The sequence below is a fragment of the Actinomadura sp. WAC 06369 genome, from assembly GCF_003947565.1.
Lineage (GTDB): Bacteria > Actinomycetota > Actinomycetes > Streptosporangiales > Streptosporangiaceae > Spirillospora > Spirillospora rifamycini.
Genome location: NZ_QHJN01000030.1, coordinates 44,151 through 60,177 on the forward strand (window position 1 = coordinate 44,151; position 16,027 = coordinate 60,177).

Consider the following 16,027-nt stretch of genomic DNA (forward strand, 5'->3'; position numbering starts at 1 on the left):
CGACTCCCTCGTGGGATCAGGGGATGCGGGAGAACCAGAGCAGCGACGTCAGCGCCGCGATGCACGCGGCGACCAGGCCCGCCCCGACGAACCAGGCCCAGATCTCGCGCTGCTCGACGCGGTACCCGACCGTGCTGCCGATGTCCGCGTAGACCTGCCGCAGCTCGTCGCCGCTGGCGGCCTCGTAGAACCCGCCGCCGGTCTCCTGCGCGAGCCGCTCCAGCGCGGGCCCGTCCACCGGCACCGGCAGCGGCGTCCCGTTCTGGTAGATGACGCCCTCGGCGGTGCCGTACGCGATCGTCGAGACGGGCACCCCGGACTGCACGGCGCGCCGCGCCGCCTCCTCCGGCGTGCGCCCGGCGGTGTTCGTGCCGTCGGACAGCAGGACCACGTGCGCGGGCGGGGCCTCCTCGCCGAACTGCGCCCCGAAGTCGGAGACCGCCTGCAGCGAGGCGAACACGCCCTCGCCGATCGCGGTGCGCGGGCCGAGCGCCAGCCCGTCGATGCCGGACCGGACGGCGCGCCGGTCGGTCGTCGGCGGCACCGTCACCGACGCCGACCCGGCGAACGCGACGAGCCCGACGTTGAACCGGCCGGGCAGGCCGTCGAGGAACGCGCGGGCGGCGCGCTGCGCCGCCGTCAGCCGGTCCGGCTCGACGTCCTCCGCCTCCATCGAGCTGGACACGTCCACCGCCAGCATGATCGTCGCCTGCTCGCGCGGCACCCGGACGTCCGCCGCCGGGCGCGCGAACCCGGTGACGAGCAGGCCCATCATCAGCAGGAACGCCGCCGCCGGGACGTGCCGCCGCCAGCCGGGCCGCAGCGGCGCGACCTTCTCCAGCAGCGCGAGGTTGGTGAACCGGGCCGCGTACCGGCCGCGCCGCAGCTGCATCACGACGTACGCGGCGGCGAGCCCGGCGAGCGCGACCGCCAGGAGCAGCCGCTCGGGCGACAGGAACGTCACGACGCGCCTCCCGGGACCGGGCCGGGCGCCGCCGCGGCGAGGCGCCGCTGCGCCAGCACGTGCCGGGCGATGTCGCGCACCCAGTCGCCGTCGGTGCGCAGCCGCAGGTGCGCGGCGCCCGCCCGCCGCAGCCCCGCCGCGACCGCGGCGCGCTGCTCCAGGGCCGCCGCCGCGTACCGCTCCCGCAGCCGGCGGCTCGCCGTCGGCACGTCCCGCCGCCGCCCCGACTCCGGGTCGACGACCGTGAGGACCCCGACGTCCGGCAGCGTCAGCTCGCGCGGGTCGACCACCTCGACCGCGAGGACCTGGTGGTGCACCGCCAGCAGCCGCAGCGGACGCTCCCAGCTCTCCGGGGGCTCCAGGAAGTCGGACACGACGACCGCGAGGCCGCGGCGGGTCCCGGCCGTGCGGCGCAGCAGGTCCGCGCCCGCGCCGAGGTACCGGCCGTCCGGGGCGTCCTGCGGGGTGCGGGGCGCGTCCAGCAGCGCCCGCAGCAGCGCGAGCAGGTGCGGGCGGCCGGTCCGGGGCGGGACGAGCCGCGCCCCCGCGCCCCCGACGACCTGCGCGCCGATCCGGTTGCCGGCGCGGTCGGTGAGGAACCCGACGGCCGCGACCGCCGCCACCGCCAGGTCGCGCTTCTCGACCCGCCCGGTGCCGAAGTCCATGCTCGCGGTCGCGTCGACCAGCGCCCACGTCTCCAGCTCCCGGTCGGCGACGCGGTCCCGCACGTGCGGCGCGGCCGTCCGGGCCGTCAGCGACCAGTCCATCGCGCGGACGTCGTCGCCCGGGGCGTACGCGCGCCCCTCCGCCGGCTCGGAGCCGGGGCCCGGCACCAGGCCGAGGTGGTCGCCCTGCAGCAGCCCGTCGAGCCGCCGCACGATGACGATCTCCAGCCGGCGCAGCGCCTGCTCGGGCGCGAGGCCGCGCAGTCGGGGAGCCGTCACGCCGCCCGACCCCCCTCCGCCCCGCCGGGGCCCGGCGCGCCGGTCCCGCCGGTCCCGCCGAGCCCGTCCGTGCCGGGGTCGCCGTCGCGGGGCGCCAGCCGCGGCTGCGGGACGACCGCCGCGATCCGCTCGACGATCGCGCGGGGCGGCACCTCGTCGGCGAGCGCGTCGAACGACGGGACGAGCCGGTGCGCGAGGACGTCCCCGCACAGGTCGCGGACGTCCGCGGGCAGCACGTAGTCGCGGCCGCGCAGCAGCGCGAGCGCCCGCCCGGCGGCGACGAGGCCGAGGGTCCCGCGCGGGCCCGCCCCGTAGGTGAGCAGCCGCGCCAGCTCGGGCGCCCCGTACCGGGCCGGGTCCCGGGTGGCGCCGATCAGCCGCACCGCGTACCGGGCGACCTCGTCGTGCACGAACACCCGGTCGGCCGCGCGCCGCAGCTCCGCGAGCCGCGGCGGGTCCAGCAGGCGGGACGCCGCGGGCGGGTCGACGCTCATCCGGTACAGGATCGCCAGCTCCTCCTCCTCGGAGGGGTAGCCGACGTCGATCTTCAGCAGGAACCGGTCGCGCTGCGCCTCCGGGAGCCGGTACACGCCCTCGGACTCGACGGGGTTCTGCGTCGCCAGGACCAGGAACGGGTCCGGCACCGCGAGCGTCCGGCCGCCGATGCTGACCTGCCGCTCGCCCATCACCTCGAGGAGTGCCGACTGCACCTTCGCGGGCGCCCGGTTGATCTCGTCCGCCAGCACCACGTTCGCCATCACCGGGCCCGGCTCGACGTCGAACGCCTCCTCCGACGGCCGGTAGATGCGCGTCCCGACGATGTCGGACGGCACGAGGTCGGGGGTGAACTGGAGCCGGGCGAACGAGCCGCCGACCACCGTCGCGAGGGTCTGCGCGGCGAGCGTCTTCGCGACGCCCGGCACCCCCTCCAGCAGGCAGTGGCCGCCCGCCAGGACCGCGACGAGCATCCGCTCGACCATGCGGTCCTGCCCGACGATGACCCGCTTGGTCTCGAACAGGAGCCGTTCCGTCAGCGCCGCCGCCTCCGGGCCGCCCGCCGCGGGCGGCCCGCCCGGGCCCCGCGGGGCCCGGGCGGTGTCGCGGAGGCTCACCGGGGGTCCGCGGCCGGCGACGTGCCGCCCTTGTCCGGGCAGTCCTTCCCGCCGGCGGACGCCCCGTCCCCGGGCGCGGCCGCGTACCCGGCCGGCACCGCGCCCGCCGGGTCGGCGTGCTCGACGATGCGCAGCTCCGTGCGCGGCGCGTCGCCCGTCCCCGCGAAGGCCATCCCGCCGGCGGCGAACGCGGCCGCCCCGGCCGCGCCCGCCGCCACCAACGTGATCTTGATGCGCCTGGTGAGCGTCATGCTCGTCCCTCCGTTCGTCCCGGGCCCGTCCGGACCCGACGGGGACGATCACAACAGGGCGCGGCGAAAGCGGGCTTAAAGAACCGCGGCCTCCGCGCGGGACGCCCCGGCGACCCGGACCGCCGGGAAGTCCCGGGCGGCGCGCACCTTCCCCCAGGTCACGACGCCGCGCGGCGCGATCTCGCGCTTCGGCAGGGCCCGCGCCGACACCTTCGCCCGGAAGGACCCCGCCGCCTTCCGGCCCGGCTTCACCTTGCCGAGGTCGCAGACGACCTTGCGCTTCTCCGCCTCGCACCCCTTGCCGGACACGAACTCCAGCGACGCGGGCAGCGTCGTCCGGAACACCGCGCGCGCCGCCTTCCGCCCGCCCCGCGGCGTGACCGTGAACGACCACGTGTACGTGCCGCCGGGCGCGACCTCCGGCGCGGGCGCGTCCGTCCCGAGCGCCACGCTCCGCTTCTTCTGCGGCTTCGGCCCGGCCGCCGCCGGCGCCGGCGCGGCCACCGCCAGCGGCACCGCCGCCAGCACCGCCACCGCACCCCTGATTCTGCTCACGATGTTCCCCCTGACCTGCGAGCCTGCATGATCAGCTCCGTTGTAAGCGATCACCGTCCCGGCGCCTAGCGTCAGGTCGGCGTGTCGCCACCGTCGGCGACGTGGCCGGAGGACGCCCCTTACCTGGGAGCAACCTCCGGATTAGGCTGCGACGAAACGGACGGACCCTGTTGAATCGACCTGTTGAATCGACCTGTTGAACCCGGTGAATCCATCGTTGACCGCGTGCTCCCGCACCCATGGAGGGATCACATGGCCGTCTTCGGCGTCGACTACGGCTGGGGCCGTCCCGGCGTCGCCGTGCTCAAGAGCGCCGGGGCCGACTTCGCCTGCCGCTACGTGTCGCACGACAGGACCGGCAAGAACCTGACCCGGGCCGAGGCCGAGGCGCTGTCCGCCGCCGGGATCCGGCTCGTCGTCGTCTGGGAGACCAGCGCCGCCCGCGCGCTCGACGGCCGCGACGCCGGCGCCGCCGACGCCCGCGCCGCCGCCGCGCGGGCCGCCGACTGCGGGATGCCCGGCGACCGCCCGATCTACTTCGCCGTGGACTTCGACGCGTCCGCCGACCAGCAGCCCGAGATCGACGCGTACTTCGACGGCGTCGCGTCCGTGCTCGGCCGCGGCCGGACCGGGATGTACGGCGGGTACGGGCCGGTCAGCCGCGCCTTCGACGCCGGCAAGATCGCGTACGGGTGGCAGACGCACGCGTGGTCGGACGGCCGGTGGGACGGGCGCGCGCAACTGCGGCAGTACAGCAGCGGGCACACGCTCAGCAACGTGTCGGTCGACTACAACCGCGCGGTCGCCGACGACTACGGGCAGTGGCTCGTCGGGGCGTCGCCCGACGCCCCCGGCTACGTGTCGGTCGGCGCCGCCGCCCAGCCGCTCCCGCCCGCCGCGTGGACGACCGTGAACTGGAACACCGACCACGCCGACCGCCGGGACCGGGACGGGTCGAGCATCCTGCGCGGCCCCGCCCGCTACGCGCTGACCGCGTCCGTGACCGTCACCGGCGTCTCCCCCGGCACGCTCCTGCGGGCCCGGGCGATCGAGGTGCGCGAAGACGACACCGCGAAGTTCGACGCCGGGCCCGTCCACGAGCTCACCGCGTCCCGCGCCGACGTCCACGTCCTGTACGCGCTGCCCGCCGACACCGTCGCCGGCGGACGCCGCGTCCGGTTCCAGGTCGTCCAGCACGGCGCCGCCGAGGCCACCCTCACCGGCGGCAGCGCGAAGCTGCTGTTCTGGCGATGAGCCCCGCGGCCGGGGCTCGCCGCACGCGCCTCGTCCGGGAGCGCCGCCGCGAGCGGTGCGGTCGGCGGGCTCAGAAGTTGTCGCCGGTGTAGGGCGCGAACGGGACCGCGAGCGCGGCGTCGAGGCGCGCCGCCGCGCCGGGCGTCCGCTCGGCGACCGTCCCGACGCGGACCAGCGTCCGCACCGGCGTGCCGCCCAGGTAGACGGCGCCCAGCTCCGCGACGTCCAGCACCAGGTCGGGCGCCGCGTCGGTCCGCGCGCAGTCGGGCGCCGCGCCGGTGGTGAGCCGCCACCGGCCGCGGTTGCCGGGGAGCCGCTCGTCCGCGACGTCCAGGACGAACGCGTCCTCGGCGGCCCACGACCGGGCGCGCAGCGCCGCCGGGACGTCGATCAGCCGGAGCCACAGCGCCGCCGCGTCCCGCGTCACCGTGACCTGGTCGGGGTCGGCGGCCATGTGGAGCAGGAGGTCGTCCACCGGCCGCTCCGGCGCGACGATCGTCCGGGTGAGGTCGATCGACGCGAGGTACCGCCAGAGCGCCGCCTCGACCTGCGGCGTCCCCGCCGCCATGTCGTACAGCCGGACGGTCCGCTCGTGCGTCCGGTAGACGGCGTACCCGTCCGGATGCACGACGATGTGCGGCTCGGTGAACCGCGGGTACGCGTGGTCCACGGGCGCCACCGTCCGCCGCAGCCACCACTGCTCGTCGCGCGCCAGCCCGCCCGGCCGCCGCGCCAGCTCCCGCTCGTACAGCGGGCCGAGGACCTCCGGGGCCCGCTCCCGGTCGAGCAGCCGCAGCGGGCGGTCGTCCGGGACGGTGCGGAGCCCGAGCGGCCGCGACGTGTCGACCTCGAACCCGATCCTGCGGTTCGCGACCCCGAACCCGTACCGTCCGTAGATCGTGCCCTGGGACGCCCACAGCGCCGCCACGGGACGTCCGGCGGCCGCCGCGTCCGCGTGCATGCGGTCGATCATCGAGCTGAGGATGCCGCGCCGCCGGTGCGTCGGCAGCACCCCGACGAACGTGACGGCCGCGCAGTCCAGCGCCCCGCCCGGCACCGAGAGCCGCTGCGGCACGACGCCCAGCTGCCCGGCGAGGACGTCCGGCTCGGCCCCGGTGATGTCGTAGGCCCCGATGCGCTCCATCCCCAGCACCCAGGCGCGCAGGGCGTCGCGGTCGCCGAACCGCAGGTGGAACACGGTCGCGGCGAGGTCGAGCATGCGGTCCGCGTCGTCCTGGGGAACGTTCCTGAGTTCGATCACAGACCCCACGCTATGCACCGCCGCAACCCGTTTTCCGGGCGGGTCAGCCTCGGACGAGGGTGGCGAGGAGTTCCACGTGGCGGGTCATCGGGAAGGCGTCGAAGGCGCGCAGGGTGTCGAGGGTCCAGCCGCGTTCGCCGAAGTAGGCGAGGTCGCGGGCCAGGGTCGCGGGGTCGCACGACACGTAGGCGATCTTGCGTCCGGCGAGCCGGGTGATGTGCTCGACGACGTCGCGGCCCGCGCCGGTGCGGGGCGGGTCGAGGACGACCAGGTCGGCGCGGCGCACGCGGGAGCCGCCCTGGTGGCCGGTGCCGCCGCGCTTGTTCTGCGTGCGGGACGAGGCGTCGGCGCGGCCGAACTCCAGCTCGGCGATGATCTCCTCGACGGGGCCGCGCTCGATCGACACGTTCGGCAGGTCGCGCAGGTTGAACCGGGCGTCGCGGACGGCCTGCCCGTCGGACTCGACGCCGACGACGAGGCCCTCCCGGCCGATCCGGTCGGCGAGGACGCCGGCGAACAGGCCGACGCCGCAGTACAGGTCGAGGGCGATGTCGCCGGGCTTGGGTTCGAGGGCGTCCAGGACGGCGTCGGCGAGCAGCTGCGCGGCGCCCGGGTGCACCTGCCAGAAGCCGCTGCCGCTGACCTGGAACAGCCGTCCGGAGACGGACTCGCGGACGTACGGCAGGGCCGCGCCGGGCTCGGGCTTGCCGCGGACGAGCCGGACGGGCACGTCGAGGCGCGGCACCCGGATCTTGCGGCGGTCGCGGCCCCGCAGGACGACGAGGCGGTCGCCGGTGGCGGCGGACACGACGCCCTCGACGCCGGACGCGCCGGGCCAGCGCTTGCGCTCGATGCCCATCAGCTCGACGCCGGGGTGCGCGATCAGGCACTCGTCGATCGGCTCGATGTCGTGCGAGCGGTGCTTGCGCAGCCCGACGGTGCCGCCGGACACGGCGAACTGGACGCGGGTGCGCCAGCCGAGGCCCGGCGGGGGGACCAGGCCGGCGTCGGTGTCGCCGTCCACCGGGTACGGGACCTCCTCGACGACGACCGTGCGGGTGATCCCCGCGAGGCGGCGCAGCTGCTCCTCGACGACGGACGCCTTGAGCGCGCGCTGGGCCGGGAGGGAGGCGTGCTGCCAGTCGCAGCCGCCGCAGCGGCCGGGGCCCGCGAACGGGCACGGCGGCTCGACCCGGTCCGGGGACGCCTCGATGATGTCGACGGCGTCGGCCCGCAGGTAGTTCTTGGCGCGCTCGGTGACGCGGGCCCGCACCCGCTCGCCCGGCAGGGCGTGCCGGACGAAGACGACGCGGCCCTCGTACCGGGCGACGCAGAATCCGCCGTTGGCGACGTCGCCGACCTGCAGTTCGAGGACGTCGGGGACCTCGGGCTCCGTTTCACTCACGGTCGGACACACTACCGCCGCCCCGGGGTGGTCCGGTCCGCGGCGAGGACTTCGGGGCGGGGCGCGGCGGGCGCCGCGACGCGCCGGGCCCCGGCGGTTCGACGCGTCCCCTGAGCCGGTCGGACGAGCGGAGCTGCCAGGGGACGCTCGTCACCATCACGCCCTGCTGGAACAGCAGCCGGCCCTTGAGCCGCAGCGCGCTCTGGTTGTGCAGGAGGTGCTCCCACCAGTGGCCGACGACGTACTCGGGGATGAAGACGGTGACGACGTCGCGGGGGCTCTTGCGGCGGACGCCCTTCACGTACGACAGCACGGGCCGGGTGATCTCCCGGTACGGCGAGTCGAGGATCTTCAGGGTGACGGGGATGTCGAGGGCGTCCCACTCGGCCTGCAGGCGGCGCGACGCCTCGGCGTCCACCGCGACGGTGACGGCCTCGAGGGTGGACGGGCGCGTCGCGCGGGCGTACGCGAGGGCCCGCAGCGTCGGCTTGTGGATGGTGGACACGAGGACGATCGCGTGGTTGCGGGCGGGCAGCGCGACGTCCTCGCCGGACGGCACGAGCTCCTCGGCGACCCGGTCGTAGTGCTTGCGGATCGCCTTCATCAGCAGGAACAGCAGCGGCATCGCGATGCACACGATGTAGGCGCCGAGGGTGAACTTCGTGGACAGCACGACGATCAGGACGATGCCGGTGAGGGTGGCGCCGAACGCGTTGATGGCGCGGGACGTCTTCATGTGGCGGCGCCGCACCGGGTCCTTCTGCGCGGCGAGCAGCCGGTTCCAGTGCTTGACCATGCCGATCTGGCTGACCGTGAACGAGACGAACACGCCGACGGTGTAGAGCGGGATCAGCTTGCTGACGGACGCGTCGTAGGCGTAGATCAGCAGCCCGGCCATGGTCGCCAGGATGATGATGCCGTTGCTGTAGGCGAGCCGGTCGCCGCGGGTGTGGAGCTGGCGCGGCAGGTACCGGTTCTGCGCGAGCACCGACCCGAGGACGGGGAAGCCGTTGAACGCGGTGTTGGCCGCGAGGAACAGGATCAGCGCGGTCATGGTGGTGACCAGCACGAACCCGGGCGTGAAGTTGCTGAAGACGGTGTCGGCGACCTGCGCGATGACGGGGTCGGGGTGCTCGACCGTCTCGCCGGTGGACGGGTCGACCATGCGGACGCCCTGGTCGCCTTCGGCGAACTTGGCGTCGGTGACGAACGCGAACGCGGTCACGCCGCCGAACAGCGTCGCCCCGATGAGGCCGAGCATGAGCAGCGTCCTGGCGGCGTTGTCGCCCTTCGGTTTGCGGAACGCGGGGACGCCGTTGCTGATCGCCTCGACGCCGGTGAGGGCGGCGCAGCCGGAGGAGAACGCGCGCAGCAGCAGGAAGACGAGCGCGAACCCGGTGACGCCCGCCTCGGAGCCGACGAGTTCGTAGTCGGCGGACTCGGCGCGCAGCTCGGTGCCGGTGATCAGCCGCATGGAGCCCCACAGCAGCATCCCGAACACGGCGAACATGAACAGGTAGGTGGGGACGGCGAACGCGACGCCGGCCTCGCGCAGGCCGCGCAGGTTCCCGATCGTCAGCAGGATGACGATGCCGATCGCGACGGCGACCTCGTGGGGGCGGATGAACTCCAGCAGCGCCCCGAGGTTCTCCACGCCGGACGACACCGACACCGCGACCGTCAGGACGTAGTCGACCAGGAGGGCGCTGGCGACGACGACGCCCCAGTTGCCGCCCAGGTTGGCGGTGGCGACCTCGAAGTCGCCGCCGCCGCTCTGGTAGGCCCGGACGTTCTGCCGGTAGGAGGCCACGACCGTGATCAGGATGACGATGACGCCCGCGGCGATCCACGGGGTGTAGCCGTACATGACCAGGCCGCCCGCCCCGAGGGCCAGAAGGATCTCCTGGGGCGCGTACGCCACCGACGACAGGGCGTCGCTGGCGAAGACGGGGAGCGCGATGCGCTTGCGGAGCAGCTGCTCGTGCTGCTGCCTGCTCTGCAGGGCGCGGCCCAGCAGCAACCGCTTCGCCAGGTCGGGAGCCTTCGACACGCAACGAGACTCTAGCCGTTGCGGGCGGCCCCGTTCCGGTGCGCCCCCGCCCGCTGCGGAACCGGCGGCGAACACGCCGTGACCTGCCGGAAGCCCCGCCCGGCTAGTACTCCACCGGGCGGATGTGTAGGTTTGCCGTCCGGCAGGGATCATTCAGTGAGGAAGCGATCCTCGGGGTGCGGCACGGCGTCGGCGGCGCAGCGGCGACTGCCGCCCACCGCGCGGGGGCGCAGGGGCGCGTCCCCTGGTGAACAGAAGGAACGGCCGTGCATATCGTGATCATGGGGTGCGGGCGGGTCGGCTCGACGCTCGCCCACATCCTGGAGGAGAGGGGCCACTCGGTGGCCATCATCGACCAGAACCCGGAGGCGTTCCGCCGGCTGCGCAGCGGGTTCCGGGGACGCCGGATCACCGGGTTCGGGTTCGACCGCGATGTGATCGCCGAGGCGGGCATCGAGCGGGCGTCCGCGTTCGTGGCCGTCAGCAGCGGCGACAACTCCAACATCATCTCCGCGCGGGTGGCGCGCGAGACGTTCGGTGTCGACAACGTCGTCGCCCGCATCTACGACCCGCGCCGCGCCGAGGTCTACCAGCGGCTCGGCATCCCCACCGTCGCGACCGTCCGGTGGACCGCCGACCAGATCCTGCGCCGCCTGCTGCCCGAGGGCGCCGAACCGCTGTGGCGCGACCCGAGCGGCGGGGTCGTCCTCGCCGAGCTGGAGGCCGGGGAGCTGTGGGTCGGCGAGAAGGTCGCGGCGCTGGAGGAGCACGCCCGCACCCGGGTGGCGTTCCTGTCGCGGATGGGCGAGGCGCTCGTGCCCGCGGGCGACACGGTCGTCCAGGACGGCGACGTCGTGCACGTCATGGCGGCCGCGGACGACCTGGAGCGGATCAACGCCGCGGTGGCGGCGCGGGACGGGGAGGACGCCTGATGCGGGTCGCGATCGCGGGGGCGGGCGCGGTGGGCCGCTCCATCGCGCAGGAGCTGCTGGAGAACGGGCACGAGGTGCTCCTGATCGACAAGAGCCCCAAGGCCATCAAGGTGGAGATGGTGCCGCGCGCCGAGTGGCTGCTGGCGGACGCCTGCGAGATCTCCGCGCTGGACGACGCGGCCCTCGAACGCTGCCAGGTGGTGGTGGCGTCGTCGGGGGACGACAAGGTCAACCTGGTGGTGTCGCTGCTCGCGAAGACCGAGTACGGGGTGCCGCGGGTGGTGGCCCGCATCAACCACCCGAACAACGAGTGGCTGTTCAACGAGTCGTGGGGCGTGGACGTGGCCGTCTCCACGCCGCGGCTGCTGTCGGCGCTCGTCGAGGAGGCCGTCAGCGTCGGCGACCTGGTGCGGCTGATGACGTTCCGGCAGGGCGAGGCGAACCTGGTGGAGCTGACCCTGCCGGAGGACGCGCCGCTCGGCGGCCAGCGGGTCGGGTCGGTGGACTGGCCGCGCGACACCGCGCTGGTGGCGATCCTGCGCGAGGGCCGGGTGCTGGTGCCGTCCGCCGACGACACCCTCGAACCGGGCGACGAGCTGATGTTCGTCGCCAGCCAGGACGTCGAGGACGACCTCGCCGAGCTGCTCGGCGGCCGCTGACGCTACGTCCGGGGGCGCTCGATCGGCGTGCGCCCCCGGGCGAGCAGCCACGCCATCGCGGCGAGCGAGGCGACCTGCAGCGGCCACCCCATGCCGATCTTCGCGGCGCCGAGCAGGCCGCTCTGGTCGCCCGCCGCGATGTAGATCGGGTACTGGACGGCGACGCGCAGCACGCACGGCAGCACCAGCAGCCACGTCAGCCGGGAGCACAGCTTCACGATGCCGGGGTCGGACCGCCAGGCGGTCGGGTCGCCGGTGACCGAGCCGATGATGAACCCGACGGCGGGCCACCGGGCGAGGATCGAGAACGTCAGGCCGACCGCGTAGGCGGCGTTCAGCATGATCCCGGGCAGGAACGCGTCCTCGGCGTCGCCCGACCGCAGCGCGAAGAACGCCGCGATCGCGATGCCGAGGAGGCTGTTGAGGACGAACTGCGGGTTGGACCGCTGCGCGATCCGGACGAGGAGCAGCACCACGGCCGCGCCGATCCCCGCGAACACCGCCGTCCTGACCTCGTCCAGCAGCACGTACGTCAGGGTGAACGCGGTGACCGGGGCGGCGGCCTCCAGCATGCCGCGCACGCCCCCGAGCGCCTTGCTCAGCTGAGCCCGGACGGCCGCCTCGACGGTGTCGTGGGCGTCGCGCGGCTTCGCCTCCGCCTCCGCCTCCGGGGTCTCGGGGGTCTCGGCGGCACCGTCCCGGCCCGCTCGCACTTCGCTCACGTGTCTCCCGGCCGCGGCGGCCTCACGAGCCGCCGCGCAGCTCGTAGCGCGGATTGAACATCGTCTTGCGCCCGTCCTGGAGGCTGACCAGCCCCTCGGCGCGGAGCCGGCGACCGGGGTCGATCCCGGCGATCTTGCGGCGGCCGAGCCAGACCAGGGTGATCATGTCGGTCCCGTCGTACAGTTCGGCCTCCAGGGCGGGGGCGCCGCCGCGCGGACGCAGCGTCACGGTACGTAGGGTACCCGCCACGCAGTGCCGCTTGCGCGGGCCGCAGTCGGTGATCGGCGTCGCGCCCTCGTCGCCGCGCTCCTTGCGCAACTCCTCGGCCTCGAGTTCCGCCTTGCCCGCCGTCATCCGGCGCAGGAAGCGCTTGAGCCCGCCCCGGCCGCGCTCCTGAGCGGCCTCCGGTGTGCGGGCCGAAACCTCGTCCATACGACGAAGCGTATGGCATCCCGGGGCGAATCGGACCCCCGCCGTCGAGTGAACCACCAGGGACCGAACCGAGCATTCCGTCCCTTTGCCGTGAACCGCCCGGCGCCGCGCCCGACCGGCCGTCCGTCCGAGCCCGGGCGGGGGGTTCAGAGGGTGCGGTTGTTCAGCGCGCGCAGGCCGGTGACGGTGCCGAGCACGGTGAGGACGAGCGCGAGGCCGGTGCCGACCCCGATGGTGACCGCGGACGCGGCCGGGTCCGGGACGGCCAGCGCGACCACGCCCGAGAGGGCGAGCAGCAGCCCGCCGGCGATCATCCACGGCTGGGCGCCCCGGTGCGCGATCCTCCAGGACTCCTCGTCGGCCATGGTCCGCTTGGTGCGGATGCCCGCGAAAGCGTTCCGGCCGATCCGCCCCGTCGCGGTGAGCCTGCCGATCACGACGACCAGCACCCCGGCCAACGCGACCACGAGTTCGCCCAAAATATCCATAAAGTCCCCTTTCCCTTCCATTATCGCTCAGGGGCGGGCGTCCGCCCGTCCCGGATGCGGCCGATGACCTCCGCGTAGAACCGGCGCCGGTCGGGGCGGGCGCGGCCCTCGGCGTGCCGCAGGTCCGGGATCGCCCGCTCGCCCAGCCGGACGAGCGCGTCCCGCGCGTCCCGCGCGACCACCGGCCGCGGGTGGTCCAGCAGCGCGATGAGGCCGGGGACCGCGGGCGCCCACTCCGCGTGGGCCAGCGTCCGGATCGCCGTCAGGACCACGTCGGAGTCGCGGTCCTCCAGCAGCGCGACCGTCCGGTCCAGGTACTCCTCCCGGGGCAGGACCCGCCGCGCCGCCCGGAGCGCCTGCAGCCTGATCCTGCGCTCCCGGTGGCCCAGCAGCTCGGCGAGCAGCCCCGCCAGCTCGGGGTCGGGCGTCCGGGCCCCTTCCACGAGGCGGGCGAGCGCCCGCCGGACGTCCGGCACCGCGCCCTCGCGCGCCCGCGCGAGCAGCTCCGCCCGCGTCGGTTCGGGCGGCGGGTCCCGCCGCTCGCGCAGCGCCGCGAGCGCCTCCGCGTCCCGCCGCGCCGCGCCCGGCGGCCGGAACGGCCCGTCGACGAGGTCGAGCCGGTCCGCGAGGTCGCCGCGCCCGTCCGCCCGGAGCCGCTCGACGGTCCGCGCGAGCACGGGCGTCCGCAGCACCGGGCGTCCGGCGACGAGATCGAGCAGCCCCCGCTCCCCCGCCTCGACCCGGCTCTCGATCGCCCCGGCCACGAGATCGGCGGGCGCGCGACGCAACGCCGCCCGGGCCCTCGCGCGCACCCCGGCCCCGCCGTGCTCCCACGCCTCGACGAGCACCGGGACGAACCCGCCGATCCCGTCCGCGTCCAGACACCCCACGACCCGCACGAACCGTTCGAGGGCCGCCGCGTCGGCCGAGCGGGGCGACGGCCGCACGGGCGCCCCCTCTCCCGGGAGGTCCAGGAGGGTGCCGGCGAGCCGGGGCGTGACCTCGATGTCGAGGCGTCCGTCCAGGTAGGCGTGCAGGACGGGAAGCCGCACGGCGGGCTCGGGACGGTCGAGGAGCAGCCTCGCGGCGGTCGCGCGCTGCTCCGCCGTCCCGTCCTCCAGCATGCGCAGCAGCCGTTCGCGCTGGACCGCCGACCACGGCTGGTCGAGGTCGTCCGGGTGCGGCGTCCGCTCCGCGCGCGTCCGCCGGGCCTCCTCGCCGATCGTCCAGGCCGGGACGCCGAGCGGCTGGAGGGCGAGCATCCAGTCGAGCAGCTCGTCCCGCGCCTCGGGCGCCGCCGCCGGGAACACCTCGATCAACGCGCCCAGCCACTCCCGCGACGACCGGCCCGGTGCTTGCCCGGCGGTCGCACGCAGCCGCCGGACGGCCTCGGCGGAGCGACCGGCATCACGCAACCTCGCCACAAGCCCGGCCGGCGCGTCGAGACCCGGACCGTCCCCCACCGCGCGCCCGCTGCCCGCAGCCCCCGCGACCGCCCCGGCGGGCTCGGTGCGCGGCGGCTCGCAGGACCGGGGGGCCGCCGCGCGGCCCCCCGAAGGCGCGGCACGGCCACCCGAAGCCGCGGGGGGCGGAGCGGCGGAATCCTCCGCCCGCGGCTCGCGGGGCGGGCGGGCGAACGCTTCGCGCAGGAGTGCGGTTTCGGCTTCCGCGGGGTTCTCGCCGTGGCGGGCGGCGGCGAGGGCCCGGCGGAGTTCGCCGCCGGTCGGGGCGTCGCCGCAGCGGTGCAGGAGGGCGAACACGTCGCGGCTCGGGGGCAGGGCGTGCAGGCGGGCGGCGAGGGCGCGGCGGCCGGCGGGGCCCGTGCGGGGGATCACCGCGGCGAGCAGGTCGAGCAGGCGGGCCCGGGCGCACCCGTCGAGGTGCGGGACGGCGTCGGCGAGGGAGCGCGCGGACGTCGCGAAGCACGCGAGTTCGGCGTCCGTCCACGGGGGCTTGCAGAGGGCCAGGACGAACCGGAGGACGGACGCGCCGGGATCGCCGGAGGCGGCGAGGCCGAGCCAGTGCGGCAGCATGGCGCGGAGCGCGGACTGGTCGGCGGCGCGGGGCGTCTCGGCCGTCACGGCTCGGCGGGCGACCTCGGGCGCCCAGCCGTGCTCGGCGAGCCACGCGGCCGGATGCTCGCCCGTCCTCCGCAGGACCGACAGCAGGCGGGTGCGGGCGCGGGCGTCGTCCGTCCCGTCGGCCGCCGCCCGGACGGTCGCGGCGAACGCGCCGCGCAGGGTCGCGCGCAGGGCCCCGACGAGGGCGTGGCGGAACCCGGGGTTGTCGTGGCGGGCCAGCCAGGCGAGGAGGGCGGGGACGGCTTCGGGCGCGCGCACGGCCGACAGCGCCCCCGCGGCCGTCTTCTTCACGTTCATGTTCGGGTGGTCGAGGCAGGCCGCGATGGCCGGGGCGGCCCAGGCCGCGTTCGCCTCCTCCAGCGCGAGGAGCGCGTGCCGGACGGTCTGCGGGTCCTCGGCGCGGGTCAGCGGGACCAGGCTCGCCGAGAGCGCGCGGGCGTCCCGGCCGGCGAGCAGCCTGATCGCCTTCTTGCGAACGTGCGGGTCCCGGTGCCGCAGCAGCCGGTGCACCCGGGGCCGGACGGGGCGCCCGCAGCCGCACGGAAGGTCGAGCAGGATCGCCTGCTCGGCGGCGGTGAGGCCCGGACGGTCGAGGAGGTCCAGGGCGAGGTCGGTGACGAGGCCGTGCCCGGCCTCGCGTTCGGTCGCGGCGTCCAGCAGGCGGCGGGGGCGGATCGCGCCGCGCCGGTGCAGCCGCTCGCCGAGGCCGCGGACGGCGTCCACGACGTCGGGCGGGACGGTGGGCTCGGGGCCGTCGCCCCGGGCGGCGGCCAGGTCGGCGGCGGCGCGGGCGGCGCGGCGGGCGCCGCGGGCGGAGGTGGCGCGGACGCGGCGGGCGGTGGTGTCGGAGGCCGAGGACGTGCTGCGGCGGGTCACCGCGGAGGACACCGGGGGCGATCGGGAGATCCTGGCCGGA

The 16,027-nt window shown here is 75.8% G+C and carries 15 protein-coding genes; 3 read left to right on the forward strand and 12 right to left on the reverse strand.

Going from position 1 to position 16,027, the window contains the following annotated elements; all coding sequences use genetic code 11:
* Window positions 1-16: 16 nt before the first annotated feature.
* From DMH08_RS11005 to DMH08_RS11025, 5 genes are all read right to left on the reverse strand, one after another.
* Window positions 17-964, reverse strand: a complete 948-nt coding sequence (locus DMH08_RS11005) for a VWA domain-containing protein (protein ID WP_026400649.1) — start codon at window positions 962-964, stop codon at window positions 17-19.
* Complete coding sequence (locus tag DMH08_RS11010) at window positions 961-1,908, reverse strand: DUF58 domain-containing protein (protein WP_125613429.1); 948 nt, start codon at window positions 1,906-1,908, stop codon at window positions 961-963. Before DMH08_RS11010 ends, DMH08_RS11005 begins: the two co-directional genes overlap by 4 nt.
* Window positions 1,905-3,020 (reverse strand): AAA family ATPase, encoded by a 1,116-nt coding sequence (locus tag DMH08_RS11015; RefSeq protein WP_442778634.1) that lies wholly within the window; start codon window positions 3,018-3,020, stop codon window positions 1,905-1,907. Before DMH08_RS11015 ends, DMH08_RS11010 begins: the two co-directional genes overlap by 4 nt.
* The gene (locus tag DMH08_RS11020; protein WP_026400652.1) at window positions 3,017-3,271 is read right to left on the reverse strand and encodes a hypothetical protein; all 255 of its coding nucleotides are present in this window, start codon (window positions 3,269-3,271) and stop codon (window positions 3,017-3,019) included. The genes DMH08_RS11015 and DMH08_RS11020 overlap by 4 nt, the downstream gene beginning before the upstream one ends.
* Window positions 3,272-3,346: 75 nt before the next feature.
* Entirely contained in the window at window positions 3,347-3,826 is a 480-nt protein-coding gene (locus DMH08_RS11025) for a DUF11 domain-containing protein (protein WP_158642292.1), read from the reverse strand.
* 252 nt (window positions 3,827-4,078) lie between these two features.
* Here DMH08_RS11025 and DMH08_RS11030 point away from each other — a divergent pair, with 252 nt between their 5' ends.
* A complete protein-coding gene (locus tag DMH08_RS11030; RefSeq protein ID WP_125613433.1) occupies window positions 4,079-5,080 on the forward strand; it encodes a glycoside hydrolase domain-containing protein in 1,002 nt (333 codons plus the stop codon).
* A gap of 70 nt (window positions 5,081-5,150) precedes the next feature.
* Here the strand turns inward: DMH08_RS11030 and DMH08_RS11035 are convergent, their stop codons facing one another.
* Genes DMH08_RS11035 through DMH08_RS11045 form a run of 3 tightly spaced genes read right to left on the reverse strand, consistent with a single transcriptional unit; the run spans window position 5,151 to window position 9,796 of the window.
* A complete protein-coding gene (locus tag DMH08_RS11035) occupies window positions 5,151-6,341 on the reverse strand; it encodes a GNAT family N-acetyltransferase (protein ID WP_199747736.1) in 1,191 nt (396 codons plus the stop codon).
* Between the two features lie 43 nt (window positions 6,342-6,384).
* Complete coding sequence (locus tag DMH08_RS11040; protein ID WP_125613435.1) at window positions 6,385-7,746, reverse strand: class I SAM-dependent RNA methyltransferase; 1,362 nt, start codon at window positions 7,744-7,746, stop codon at window positions 6,385-6,387.
* Window positions 7,739-9,796 (reverse strand): APC family permease, encoded by a 2,058-nt coding sequence (locus DMH08_RS11045; RefSeq protein WP_125613437.1) that lies wholly within the window; start codon window positions 9,794-9,796, stop codon window positions 7,739-7,741. The genes DMH08_RS11040 and DMH08_RS11045 overlap by 8 nt, the downstream gene beginning before the upstream one ends.
* Window positions 9,797-10,062: 266 nt before the next feature.
* On the opposite strand from DMH08_RS11045, the gene DMH08_RS11050 reads away from it, so the two are divergent.
* Window positions 10,063-10,728 (forward strand): potassium channel family protein, encoded by a 666-nt coding sequence (locus DMH08_RS11050; protein ID WP_026400657.1) that lies wholly within the window; start codon window positions 10,063-10,065, stop codon window positions 10,726-10,728.
* Entirely contained in the window at window positions 10,728-11,387 is a 660-nt protein-coding gene (locus DMH08_RS11055; protein WP_026400658.1) for a potassium channel family protein, read from the forward strand. The genes DMH08_RS11050 and DMH08_RS11055 overlap by 1 nt, the downstream gene beginning before the upstream one ends.
* Before the next feature lie 2 nt (window positions 11,388-11,389).
* Here DMH08_RS11055 and DMH08_RS11060 read toward each other — a convergent pair whose 3' ends face one another.
* The 4 genes from DMH08_RS11060 to DMH08_RS11075 form a co-directional block, all read right to left on the reverse strand.
* Window positions 11,390-12,109, reverse strand: a complete 720-nt coding sequence (locus DMH08_RS11060) for a DUF3159 domain-containing protein (protein ID WP_125613439.1) — start codon at window positions 12,107-12,109, stop codon at window positions 11,390-11,392.
* A 22-nt stretch (window positions 12,110-12,131) separates the two neighbouring features.
* Window positions 12,132-12,542 carry an OB-fold nucleic acid binding domain-containing protein gene (locus DMH08_RS11065; RefSeq protein ID WP_125613441.1) on the reverse strand — a complete coding sequence of 137 codons (411 nt, stop codon included), beginning with the start codon at window positions 12,540-12,542 and terminating at the stop codon, window positions 12,132-12,134.
* 146 nt (window positions 12,543-12,688) lie between these two features.
* Window positions 12,689-13,030 carry an SdpI family protein gene (locus DMH08_RS11070; protein WP_158642293.1) on the reverse strand — a complete coding sequence of 114 codons (342 nt, stop codon included), beginning with the start codon at window positions 13,028-13,030 and terminating at the stop codon, window positions 12,689-12,691.
* A 20-nt stretch (window positions 13,031-13,050) separates the two neighbouring features.
* Window positions 13,051-15,999 (reverse strand): HEAT repeat domain-containing protein, encoded by a 2,949-nt coding sequence (locus tag DMH08_RS11075; RefSeq protein WP_125613445.1) that lies wholly within the window; start codon window positions 15,997-15,999, stop codon window positions 13,051-13,053.
* Window positions 16,000-16,027: the final 28 nt, after the last annotated feature.

Bases quoted from the DNA above. Each gene is read 5' to 3' on its own strand.
- DMH08_RS11020 (WP_026400652.1), bottom strand. From the start codon at position 3,271: ATGACGCTCACCAGGCGCATCAAGATCACGTTGGTGGCGGCGGGCGCG.
- DMH08_RS11030 (WP_125613433.1), top strand. From the start codon at position 4,079: ATGGCCGTCTTCGGCGTCGACTACGGCTGGGGCCGTCCCGGCGTCGCC.
- DMH08_RS11055 (WP_026400658.1), top strand. From the start codon at position 10,728: ATGCGGGTCGCGATCGCGGGGGCGGGCGCGGTGGGCCGCTCCATCGCG.
- DMH08_RS11065 (WP_125613441.1), bottom strand. From the start codon at position 12,542: ATGGACGAGGTTTCGGCCCGCACACCGGAGGCCGCTCAGGAGCGCGGC.
- DMH08_RS11070 (WP_158642293.1), bottom strand. From the start codon at position 13,030: ATGGATATTTTGGGCGAACTCGTGGTCGCGTTGGCCGGGGTGCTGGTC.